We start from the raw sequence: 11,781 nt of genomic DNA on the forward strand, positions 1-11,781 counted from the left end.
TCATTTCACTACCACTCTTTTGATAAAATCTTGTGTAAATCCTAATCCATACGCGGTAAGCTGGATAAAGGAAGCTACAATGCTCAAAAGTGCAACTTTTATAGATTTATTTTGTATCCATGAATGAAAAAATATTAACAAAAAGAACACGAGAAAAAGTACATCTAAAACACCGTAAAAACGCATTTTAAACAGGTTTGCGCAAAGCGAAAATGTCAATCCAAACGTAAAAGCAGCGGGGAAAAAGTGTACTAATTTTAGCTCTGAAGGGAAATGTTTGTAAATATTTATGCGTGCCCGACCAAAAAAATGTAATTGTTTATAAAACTGGCTAAAACTAGTGCGGCGTTTATGGTAAACAATTGCTTCTGGAATTAATCCAATTTTAAAGCCATTTTTTTTAATTCTGATGCTAAACTCGATATCCTCACCTAATCGAGTGAGTAGAAATCCACCTGATTTTTGCCAAGCAGCTCTAGAAACACCCATGTTAAAACTACGAGGATGAAAGACCCCCATATGTTTTTTATTGCCACGAATTCCTCCTGTTGTAAAAGGTGATGTCATTGAGTAGCTGATTGCTTTTTGAACGTCAGTAAAACTTTTATGTGACGCATCTGGTCCTCCATAGGCACCTAACCAACTTGTTAACAAAGATTTAGCTACGAGCTCTAGATAATTTGTCGGAATTAAACAATCAGAATCGAAAATGACAAAATAATCGCCTTTAGCACGCTCAAATCCGTAGTTTCGAGCAAATCCTTGACCAGCATTTTCTTTAAAAAAATAGCTAATATTTAATTTTTCTGCGTAAGAATCGACAACTGATTTTGCATCGAACTTGGAACCATCTTCGACAATCAGCACCTCAAAATTGTTGTAAGTCTGTTTAGTCAACGTGGCTAAAAGCTCATCAATTTCTTGCGGACGATTATAAAGTGGGATGATTATGGAGAAAAACATTTTATTAAGGTCAGTTTAGGGAAAATGGCCTAAGCTATGAAAAACGCGTTTTAGCCGCTATGTTTAAGTATCTATTTAGGTTTTCTTTTCAACCAAATAATTGTTTCTTTCAGGTGCGCTTCTCGTTACCAACTCGGCCACAAACCCTGTTAAGAACAGCTGAGACCCTAAAATAATAGCTACTAATGCGATATAAAATAGCGGTTGAGCTGTAATTTCTCGTTTATAAGGAATGCCTTGGGTGATGTGATAAAGCTTTTCTCCGATCATCCATACTGCCATCACTAATCCGATAAAAAAACTCAATACCCCAAGCGAACCGAAAAAGTGCATAGGGCGTTTACCAAATTTGCCAACGAAAAAAATAGAAAGCAAATCTAAAAAACCATTAATAAATCTGCTGAAACCGAATTTGGTCGTACCATACTTGCGCGCACGATGCTCTACTACCTGCTCGGCAATTTTATTAAAGCCTGCCCATTTTGCAATTACTGGAATATAACGGTGCATTTCACCATAAACTTCGATGGTTTTTATAACATCGCTGCGATAGGCTTTGAGACCGCAATTAAAATCATTTAACTCAATTCCGCTCATTTTTCTGGTGGCGGCATTAAACAACTTTGTTGGGATGGTTTTGGTTATGGGATCATATCGTTTCTTTTTCCATCCAGAAATTAGATCTAGCTTTTCCACTTTGATTCGACGGTATAATTCCGGAATTTCATCTGGACTGTCTTGTAAGTCTGCATCCATCGTAAAAACTACATCTCCTTGTGCAGCTTCAAAACCAACATTAAGGGCAGCTGATTTTCCGTAATTTCTCCTAAATTTTATGCCTTTAATATTTGCGTTTGTTAAGCTCATTTCTTCGATTACGGCCCACGAATTATCTGTGCTGCCGTCATCTATTAACAGCACTTCATAACTAAAATCGTGGGCATCCATAACCGTTTTTATCCAAGCGCAAAGCTCTGGCAGCGACTCATCTTCATTTAATAAGGGAATTACAATTGATATATCCATCTCTTCGTTGCGCTTACAGATTTTTTAAGCTTTGGCTGTTCATATTAAACATCTAGAGGCACCGACTCATCGTCTTGCAGCGTGCTAAATAAAATCGGTTCGTTTTTCTTTAAAATGGCTGCCAAAATTAATGCTAAAACTCCATAAACTGCAATAGAGTAACCAAAATTAGTTGTCATGTTCTTTACATTTGCTTGTAACTTTTCTTCCATATTTCCACTTTTGGCGATCGCCTCGTCAATCTGATCTGAGCTTGCACCGAATTTCTCCATCATTGCTTTCTGAGAATCCTGTATCGCACTCGCTGCTTCGGCAGGATAATTTGGATTGATTACCTTAATTAAAACAACATTGTACAAAACACTCGTAAAGGAAAGAATTAAAGCAATTATTAAGAAGGACTTAAATGCCTGTCCAAATGTCCAAAATCCACCTATCTCTGTTCTAATGCTTTTACCAATAATAACAAGCAGCACAATAACGACAACCCAAATTACCAACGAAATCCAGAAATTGGTAAAAATCATTACTGGATTTATAAAATAAAGCACTGCGTAGATCACAATCCACACCGCTGCCAAAATGAGGCCGTTTTTTAGCGATAGCAGGGTGATCAATTTATTTTTATCTTCCATTTCAATAAAGTTTACTTGTTTATCGTAGTAATTAAGGCATAAACCGCAGTTTCAAAAGCCGGATCTGAACTATTTTCTACCAAATCTTTCATAGACTGCGTGGTACCTTCTACATCAGAAAAGAATACCATAAAAGGTACAAATAATTCTTTCATTTCTGGAACTAGCACTAAACGGCTCGCTGTCTGGCAAATTTCTTTTACGCTTGCTTCTGCTAGTTCCTGATTGTCGATCAAATTCTCATAAATTTCAAATTCGTCTTGAAACTCATCATCCTCGACCAATAGAAATTCCTTTAAAAAATCCTCCAATTCTGGTTCTAAATTTTCATCACTACAATCCTTAATGTACAGCAGTAAGTTTAGCAACTCCGTTCCCCTATCTATGGTTTCTTCTTCTATTTTTCCCCATTCCTCACTTTCTAAATAATCGTCGTCTAGTGCCTTTACATCATTGCTGAAAAAATTGATCATCAATAAATCAAAACATATTTCTCTTAAGGATTCGAATTTAGGGTAAGAATCAAAAATTGCATCGAACGATGTTGTTTTATCTAAAAAATTTACATCAAGTTCAAAAGTGGCCAATAGTTCCCTTTCAAATGGAATAATTTCCACGGTGGCCAACTTTGCATATTGTTCTATCCCCGCATGCAGGGCAATTTTTACTTTATTATCCATGTTGATCAGTTTGTTGTTAGTTATGCGAGCTCAAAAAAATAGCTCGAATTAAATTGTTTATTGTTATTCGCAGCAAAAATCACCGCGCCTGTTAACATTTGATTTATTAGTGGACTATTGCTAGATTTAGACCGATTTGTTATCGAGTTAAGCGTCCAAGCTTTATTCACGTCAAAAATTACAAAATTAGCGCTTTCTCCCTCATCTACGCTCGGAATGTCTAAACTTAATAATTTTCTAGAATTTATCGAAAGCTTTTCCACAATTAAATTTGGCGAAAGTTTGGCCTGCAACAAAAGTGGCAAGACCGTTTGTAATGCAATAATTCCATAGTGAGCAATTTCAAATTCTACATCTTTATGTTCTATTTCTTCTGGCCTATGTTGCGAACAAATGGCGTCGATCGTGCCATCTTTTAAACCAACAATTAATGCGTCTATGTCTGATTTCCCCCTTAAAGGCGGTTTAACCTTATAGTTACTATCAAAATCTGCCAATAAATCTTCTGTAAAAACCAATTGATGCGCAGCTACATCGCAAGTGATTTGAATACCTTGGCTTTTTGCTTCTCGAATGAGGGAAACTGCTCCGGCGGTAGAAATGCAGCTGATATGAATTTTACAATCGTTATATTTTGCTAAAAAAATATCTCGCGCAATATGCATTTCTTCCGCTAAAGCAGGCAAACCTTTCATGCCTAAAAGCACGCTATTTTTACTTTCGTTTATTTGTGCCTTTCCGGCGATGGATGTATTTTCGGGGAAAACCATTAATAAAGCGTTACATCCTTTAGCATATTGTAGCGCTCGATTCATAAAACCATCATCCTGCAGCGGCGTATCTCCATCTGTAAATGCAATTGCCCCGGCCCGTTGCATGTCGAACATTTCTGCAAGTTCTTGGCCCTGAAGTTTTTGGCTTATCGCCCCAAGCGGATAAATATTCACTAAATTATCTTTTGCCTTATTGACCACATAAGCCACTTGCGATTTTGACTGTATAACTGGTTCTGTTTGAGGTAATAATGCCAATCCTGTAAAGCCGCCGGCCATAGCTGCTGCCGTAACGGTTTCCATGTCTTCCTTTGTTTCAAAACCCGGATCTCCGAATGCACAGTTTAGATCGAAAAACCCCGGACTTAAATAAGCCCCTTTTGCATCAAAAACTTCCTCTGCATCGATAGGATGAAGTTTTCCAATTTCAGAAATTTTACCTTCATCAACTCTTATGTCAGCAACTCTGTTGTGAAAACGACTCCCTGGCGAAATGATTGCGGCATTTTTAACAAGAATATTCATAATGTTTGTTTCGAAATTTTATCAAAAAACCTAACCAGCAAAACTTCTGCTGCCATAAAAACTAGCGACAAAACTATACAAAGTTTCCAAAAAGTGCTGCCAATTTCCATCTCGCCTGAAGAAAACTTTTTAAAATCGCTTTCTGCGTCAAATACATGAAGTCTTCCATTAGGCGCCAACGCTTCCATCTGTGTTTTTGTTAAATAAACCATCCTAGACTCTGCCCGACTATTGTTGAATCCAAATACAGCAATTAAGGAATCAGCTAAATTTAAGTTATAAAATCCGGTGTGCTTGACCTGATCTGAGATATAAACCATTGTTCTGCCATTAACGGTACGAAGTTCCGGAATTGCCTCAAACTTATTTGCATTTAGTTTTAAAGTTTGATTTCTATCGAGTTGAACTTCCCCTTTAATCATTGCAGCTTCTTCGCCAACGGTATAAAACAAAGGGCTTTCTTGATTTCCAATCAACGCTACTTTATACATCAGCGGCACAAAAAGCGGACTTGTTGGCAAATTTCCGTCTTGGGGATCAAACCCACTTGCAGCAAGATAAATATTTCCGCTCCCTAATCGAAAACTTCCAAATAACATTTGTCCATCAGCGAACTGCATAATTGGATTTATCCCGCTTTGGCTACTTTCGATAAATGAATAATGCCGCTTAATGAGGGGGTAATCGATGTTTTTTGGCATCGATTCGAAAACTGAATTAAATATTGGTTGATTAAAATCGACCCTGGCCACGCGCGCTATTAAAGTATCTAACTTTGAGATGGTTGGCAAGGACAGATTAGATAAGAAACTATTGTAACTCGAAAAATCCAAACTTAAATAGGGCAAAATAATCAGCGATCCTCCCCCATTTACGTAGCTTTTTAATTGTTGCTCTAAACCTGTAGATGGGTTTTTAACTCCATTTAATACAATCATTTGATAAGGTAAAAAAGCTCCGTAATCAACATTACTTTCGGCCATTTGACTTAATTCAAAATAGCTGTCGGTGGCATATAAAGCGTTAATATACTTTCCCTTACCGAGTCCATTTATAGCGAGAATAGACAAATTTCTAGCTACATTGAAAGTAAAAAATAGTGAATCATCAAAATTTATTGGATAATCTTTTATCGACACCACGCCTCTCTGCCAGCCAGCAGATGCGCCAGAGAAGTTTATCGTATCTCTCGCTGAAGCACCGGCATTGATGGTTAATGCAGCTGCCCCTTTTTGCGAACCATTAATGTTAAGTTTGATTGGAACGTTTTTGGCAACTTCTTTAGAATAGTTTTTAAGCACTACCACCAATTTTTCGCTGCCGCCAGGTTGATGATTCGGCGAAAGGAAATAAGCACTGTCTACTGCCACATTTGGCAAGCGGTTAGGCTCTATTTTAACTGCGCTATAGTTAATGTTTTTATCAAGCTCTAAACGCTTACCGTCTGTAATATTTGCTTGAAAATCAGAGAGGATATAAATATAGTTATCTGCCGTTCCTTTTAAAGTGCGCTTTTGCAAATTGATGATAGATTGCAAGGTTTTTGTTGAGGAAGAGATGTGCACGTCATCCAAAGCCCTTAAAAATTCCTCTCTATTAACCAACCGCTGATCTTTTCCACTAAAATCATTGGTAAGCAGTTGAAAACGATCATTAAGGCCAAAGCCTTTCACTATTGCTGCGGCATTTCTTTTTGCTTCATCCAACAAGCTTCCATTTCTGTTGGTTGCCTGCATGCTAAACGAATTGTCTACAAAAATGCTTATCGAATTAGTGGCACCAGAAGAGGTCTTTTTAGAATTAGAGAGAAATGGTTGTGCAAATGCCAGCACCAAAAATATTATGGTTAAGATTCGGGCAACTAATATAAGTATGTTTTTAAGTCTTTCTTTGGATGAATGCTGCTCCTCTACCTCTTTTAAAAACCTTACGTTAGAAAAGTATATTTTTTTAAACCGCCTAAAATTAAATAGGTGTATGATCACCGGAATGGCGATAGCGAACAATGCAAAAAGAAAGCCTGGATACAGGAAACTCATCAAAAATCAAAGATATGAAAATTTGGCGAAGAAGAAAGTCTAAGGTTGAAACTTAGACTACGTTGAGGCTGAGAATTATTGGTGAAATAAAATTTCAGGGATGAGGAATCGCTGACAGGTGACCATTTACTTCAGCGCCATAGATGCCTAAATCGGCCACTAAACTCTAATCCGATCTAATTCTTTTTCTCTACAGCTAACGCAAGCAATTCCTCCAAATCTGATGCCTCATTAACTATTTTAACAATCTTACCCTGTTTGTCTATCAAAAAATGAGTAGGATACGTATTCACTCTTAGTTTTTCGGTGATGAAATTGTCTTGACTCGCAACTACCGGATAGTCAAATAAAGTTTTTTCTAAAAATTCTTTAACAGGTGCTTTTTCATCAGATACCAAACTCAGAAATACAATGTCTTTTCTGTTCTTGTACTTTTGAACCATTTGATTTAACGCCGGTATTTCTAGAACGCATGCATGGCAAGCTAAAAACCAGCATTTTAAAATTAGAATCTTCCCTTTGGTATTAGTTGAAGAATATTCAACGCCATTTACGTCTTCAAATTTAAAATATGGAACTTGAGTTTTCTCTTGGTTGAAATAAGCAAGTTGACGCTCTCCATAAGCTGCTACAACTGGGCCGATCTCTTTTTTTACATTTTGCGGAATTGCTACCAACTCGTATTGCCAAACCTTATCTTTAGTTGAATGAAGTAACGGAAAATGCATTCCCTCCGAAACTTTTTGTAAAAATTTCTTCTTAGCGATCACGTTCCCTGAAGTATCTAACGGAATGAAATCCTTAAATAACTTAACAAAGGTATAATGGTAAGACCAGTAGGTGATAAAATCTTTCGTCAGATCAACTTTATCAAATTCGGCTGAATTTTTCTTTGATGTCTTAGTTATAAGTTCGCTTGTGAGAGCCTTTTTCTGTGTCGATCTTGTTTGGTTATTTTTTGATTGACAAGATGTAACAAACAAAAATAATAGAAAATATATTGCTCGAAGGATTTGGGTTTTTCTCATTGCAATTTGGTTAGTTAAAAAGATTTAAAATTTGCTGAGCAACATTTTCTAATCTGGTACAGGATAACCGAATTTACCTAAATTTTTTCATAGCACTCCAAATTTGTTCATCGTGTCCATATACATCCGGTCGATATTCAATTTGATTATTTTCAAACCACGCAGTGTAATAAGTGATGATCAGCGGTACAGGCTTTTTGGGTCCGAACCAACTAGATTTCATTTTAAAAACTTTTAACGTGTCAGACTTTTCTGCCATTCGCTTTGTGTACCAGGTGTTGTGCGTGCTATCAAGGGGTGGCAAATCTACTTGCACGCGCAATTTATCATAAGCATAAGGGCTGTTTACAAGCATCCGAGCGAAATCCAGCGGTTTTTCAACCCTCACACATCCATGGCTGATGGCTCTGTTGCCCAATCGAAACGCAGTTTTGTTATTCGTATCGTGCAAATAGATACTAAAGTCGTTGTCAAAAATAAATTTAAATTTTCCCAACGCATTTCCTCCGCCGGGTCCCTGTTTAAATTTAAATGGAAGCTTATCGCTTGCATATCTAGTCCAGTTAATGGTGTCTGGTTCGCTAATAACTTTTCCTTTATAATACACATCAATATTGCTGTTCGAAAGGTAGTATCTGTCTTTTCTGGCCATCCAATAGATTTCGTTCTGTGCAATACTTACCGGAATATTCCAGACCGGATTGGCCTGAATGGAGTTTATTTTACTAAAAAGCAATGGGGTTTCATGGTTTTTCGGCCGATCGTTAATGTTACCCGATTTCTTGTAAGCTTTCCATTTTTCATCGTAATTCACTTCCCGTTTTCCGCCGACACAAACCTTCATTGTGATCAACGTATCATTCTTATCATACCAAGTAAGTTTAAAATCTGGCACGTTCACCTCAACAAAATTCTCGCCCATTGCTGGAAGTTTCCACCTCCTACGTTCCATATTGATACTTAAAATACGTTTCAAGGCATCATCACGAGTTTCCAAAAAGGCTTTTTGAAGCGCTAAATATTGCTCAGATTTTGGCTGGACATCAGTTAGCGCATTTACCAGATTTGAAGAAGAAAGTGTCTTCATCATTTTAACGCTGTCTGGCCTATTCACATTGATGTAGTACCTAGAAACAACCCTCCGCGGATTAATCACACCATAACTTAAATAGTTGGTATAATTTAAGTAAGCATTTGCTGATAGCAACTCCAAATCTGCAATGACAGGATAAATTTGGGTTAAATTTGTAGCCTTATTTGATGCAAGCTTTGCCAATAAGGCTTTTATTTGCGCTGTTTGAAATATTTTCGGATTAATCCCGTGTATGTCGCTATCGTCCAAGTATCTCTGCAACGAATCTAATTGTCCATTGATAAAAAACTTAGTTACAAAAACGGGATTGTAATCGTTTTTCTTATAAAACGCTTCAAGTATTTTAGGATTAGAAAACTGCATTGCTAAACTGTCTCGTTTCCTTACAAAAATACTGTCGTAGATCACAGAATCGAATTTGGTATATAACTTATTCTTAAAATGTTCAGCCAGCACTTTACCAATAAGGGGTGGTTTTTTAAACCAGTTACAGGAAACGATAAAAACAGCAATAATTAATAACGAACGTATGAGGTTTTTCACTACAAAGGGATTTTTGCAAAAATAGAAATTTATCGCAAAACAGTTCTTTCTTATTTTTGTTCTGGAAACTTTCAATTACACGGTAAATTTTCTATATTTGCGGCTCAAACTCGTCAAGATTATTGGTGAAAACCGAAATAAAAAATGGATTTAAGTTTAAAACATTACGCACATTTGCATCATCGCCGTTTGGCGATGTAAATAGTAATGTTTTGTACGCAAAACAACCAGAAATTTTATTTTATTGTTCATTTTTATAATCAATACTTTTGAAAACACTCAAAATAGCTATCCAAAAATCGGGTAGGTTAAACGAAAAATCAGTAGAAATTCTTAAAAATTGTGGATTAGTTTTCGATAACTATAAAAGTTCACTTATCTCTTCAGTCAGTAATTTCCCACTAGAAATCCTTTTTCTAAGAGACGACGACATACCAGAATATGTTCAAGATGGAATTGCCGATTTGGGTATTGTTGGCGAAAACGTAATTGAAGAAACCGGCGCACAAATTACTTTCTTGCAAAAGTTGGCCTTTGGCCGATGCAACCTTAAAATAGCTGTTCAGAATAATAGTGAGTTTAAGACGGTAGAAGATCTTGCCGGGAAAACCATTGCCACCTCTTATCCAATAATTTTAGGTAAATATCTAAAAGAAAAAAAAATTCAAGCAAATGTACGTACCATATCTGGCTCTGTAGAAATTGGCCCTGGACTTGGTTTAAGCGATGCGATTTTTGACATTGTGTCTACCGGCGGCACTTTAAAAAGTAACGGATTAAAAAGCTTTGTAGATGTAATGTCTTCAGAGGCTGTGTTAATTGGCAGTAAAGCGATAGCGGATAATGCAGACGTTGCAGAATTATTACAGCGAATACGCTCCGTACTCGCCGCAAAAGCTACAAAATATGTTGTGCTAAATGTAGAAAAGTCCAATCTTAAAAAGGTGATCGATTTGCTACCGGGTGTTAAAAGTCCGACAGTCGTTCCATTGTTCGAAGAAGATTGGGTTGCTGTTCATTCGGTAATCGCAGAGGAAGATTTTTGGGACAAAATTAATCGTTTGAAAGCTGCCGGTGCAGAGGGCATTTTAGTGATGCCAATTGAGAAAATAATCATGTAATTACTGAAAATATGATTAACTAATAGTTAATTTTAATTTATAACGCATTGAAAGTCTATAAATACAAAGGTTTATCTAAATTAGAAATTGAGACGATATGTTCGCGGCAGATTGACGACGATACCGAGATCAAGCGCACGGTGGAAAAGATTTTGACCGAGGTAAAATTGAACGGTGACGAAGCCATTTTTAAGTACGCGAAGCAATTTGACAATGTTGTTTTAAAGAAACTTTTTTTAGATTCCGAAGAGATTGCAGCCATTGCTTCTACTATTTCAGGAGAAGCAAAAATGGCGATAAATGTTGCCTTTTCGAACATAGAAAAGTTTCATAAATCGCAAATCAAAAAAGAATCGAAAGTAGAAACCATGACGGGGGTAGTCTGTTGGAGAGAAACCAGAGCGATTGAAAGAGTGGGCTTATATGTTCCTGGTGGTTCTGCGGTACTGCCGAGCACATTTTTAATGTTGGCAACCCCTGCAATTATAGCTGGCTGCAAAGAAGTTGTGATTTGTTCTCCTCCACAAAAAGACGGCAAAACCAATTGTTATGTGGCGTACTGCGCGCAACTATTGGGAATCGATCGAATCTATCTCATTGGAGGCGCCCAAGCCATTGCTGCAATGGCCTATGGTACCGAAACCGTACCAAAAGTTTACAAAATTTTTGGCCCAGGGAACCGATATGTTACCAGTGCTAAAATGATGCTTCACAATATGGTTGCCATTGATATGCCTGCAGGTCCATCAGAAGTTCTGATCATTGCAGATGACACTGCAATCCCAGCATTTGTCGCTGCAGATTTACTTGCGCAAGCCGAGCATGGCATTGACAGTCAAACTGTTTTAGTCGCTACCTCAACAGAAATAATAGATCTCGTCAATTCAGAAATTGCGGTGCAGGTTGCATTACTAACAAGAAGCCAGATTGCCACAAAGGCGCTAGAAAATAGTTATGCAGTTTTAGTTACTAATCTAGATGAAGCCATGGAGTTTTCCAATGAATATGCGCCAGAACACTTAATACTCGCAACTGACAATCACGAGATATTGACACCAAATATTGTAAATGCTGGATCTGTTTTCCTTGGAAACTTTACACCAGAAAGCGTTGGCGATTATGCGTCTGGAACCAACCATACGCTACCCACAAGCGGCTTTGCTAAAGCGTATTCTGGTGTGTCAGTTGATGCTTTTGTTAAGAAAATTACTTTTCAAAAATTAACTAAAATCGGGTTAGAAAACATAGCGAATACAGTGGAAACGCTGGCGCTTGCAGAGGGATTGGATGCCCATAAGAATGCAGTAACCATTAGATTAACCGGCAATTAAATTTTGAATTTAAATTATTAAATC

General features: G+C 37.2%; 10 protein-coding genes. 2 read left to right on the plus strand and 8 right to left on the minus strand.

The features are described 5' to 3' along the window. The 8 genes from ACVWYG_RS02295 to ACVWYG_RS02330 all read right to left on the minus strand — a co-directional run bounded on the left by ACVWYG_RS02295 (window position 1) and on the right by ACVWYG_RS02330 (window position 9,305). Window positions 1-963 (minus strand): glycosyltransferase, encoded by a 963-nt coding sequence (locus ACVWYG_RS02295; protein WP_457268510.1) that lies wholly within the window; start codon window positions 961-963, stop codon window positions 1-3. Window positions 964-1,038: 75 nt separating this feature from the next. Next, a complete protein-coding gene (locus ACVWYG_RS02300) occupies window positions 1,039-1,989 on the minus strand; it encodes a glycosyltransferase family 2 protein (RefSeq protein WP_457268511.1) in 951 nt (316 codons plus the stop codon). Between the two features lie 44 nt (window positions 1,990-2,033). Continuing rightward, window positions 2,034-2,624: a DUF4199 domain-containing protein gene (locus ACVWYG_RS02305; RefSeq protein WP_457268512.1), complete on the minus strand. Its 591-nt coding sequence runs from the start codon at window positions 2,622-2,624 to the stop codon at window positions 2,034-2,036. Window positions 2,625-2,635: 11 nt separating this feature from the next. Then, window positions 2,636-3,304: a hypothetical protein gene (locus ACVWYG_RS02310; protein WP_457268513.1), complete on the minus strand. Its 669-nt coding sequence runs from the start codon at window positions 3,302-3,304 to the stop codon at window positions 2,636-2,638. A 20-nt stretch (window positions 3,305-3,324) separates the two neighbouring features. After that, a complete protein-coding gene (locus tag ACVWYG_RS02315) occupies window positions 3,325-4,602 on the minus strand; it encodes a dihydroorotase (protein WP_457268514.1) in 1,278 nt (425 codons plus the stop codon). Next, complete coding sequence (locus tag ACVWYG_RS02320; protein ID WP_457268515.1) at window positions 4,599-6,641, minus strand: BatA domain-containing protein; 2,043 nt, start codon at window positions 6,639-6,641, stop codon at window positions 4,599-4,601. Before ACVWYG_RS02320 ends, ACVWYG_RS02315 begins: the two co-directional genes overlap by 4 nt. Before the next feature lie 176 nt (window positions 6,642-6,817). Next, window positions 6,818-7,669, minus strand: coding sequence for a TlpA family protein disulfide reductase (locus tag ACVWYG_RS02325; RefSeq protein WP_457268516.1), 852 nt, complete (start codon window positions 7,667-7,669; stop codon window positions 6,818-6,820). A gap of 73 nt (window positions 7,670-7,742) precedes the next feature. Beyond that, a complete protein-coding gene (locus tag ACVWYG_RS02330) occupies window positions 7,743-9,305 on the minus strand; it encodes a L,D-transpeptidase scaffold domain-containing protein (protein WP_457268517.1) in 1,563 nt (520 codons plus the stop codon). A 269-nt stretch (window positions 9,306-9,574) separates the two neighbouring features. Here ACVWYG_RS02330 and hisG point away from each other — a divergent pair, with 269 nt between their 5' ends. Next, window positions 9,575-10,426, plus strand: a complete 852-nt coding sequence (gene hisG, locus ACVWYG_RS02335) for an ATP phosphoribosyltransferase (protein WP_457268518.1) — start codon at window positions 9,575-9,577, stop codon at window positions 10,424-10,426. A 47-nt stretch (window positions 10,427-10,473) separates the two neighbouring features. Beyond that, window positions 10,474-11,757, plus strand: a complete 1,284-nt coding sequence (hisD, locus tag ACVWYG_RS02340; protein WP_457268519.1) for a histidinol dehydrogenase — start codon at window positions 10,474-10,476, stop codon at window positions 11,755-11,757. Window positions 11,758-11,781: the final 24 nt, after the last annotated feature.

The sequence above is a fragment of the Pedobacter sp. UYEF25 genome (assembly GCF_054061655.1).

Bases quoted from the DNA above. Each gene is read 5' to 3' on its own strand.
- ACVWYG_RS02295 (WP_457268510.1), bottom strand. From the start codon at position 963: ATGTTTTTCTCCATAATCATCCCACTTTATAATCGTCCGCAAGAAATT.
- ACVWYG_RS02300 (WP_457268511.1), bottom strand. From the start codon at position 1,989: ATGGATATATCAATTGTAATTCCCTTATTAAATGAAGATGAGTCGCTG.
- ACVWYG_RS02305 (WP_457268512.1), bottom strand. From the start codon at position 2,624: ATGGAAGATAAAAATAAATTGATCACCCTGCTATCGCTAAAAAACGGC.
- ACVWYG_RS02310 (WP_457268513.1), bottom strand. From the start codon at position 3,304: ATGGATAATAAAGTAAAAATTGCCCTGCATGCGGGGATAGAACAATAT.
- ACVWYG_RS02315 (WP_457268514.1), bottom strand. From the start codon at position 4,602: ATGAATATTCTTGTTAAAAATGCCGCAATCATTTCGCCAGGGAGTCGT.
- ACVWYG_RS02320 (WP_457268515.1), bottom strand. From the start codon at position 6,641: ATGAGTTTCCTGTATCCAGGCTTTCTTTTTGCATTGTTCGCTATCGCC.
- ACVWYG_RS02325 (WP_457268516.1), bottom strand. From the start codon at position 7,669: ATGAGAAAAACCCAAATCCTTCGAGCAATATATTTTCTATTATTTTTG.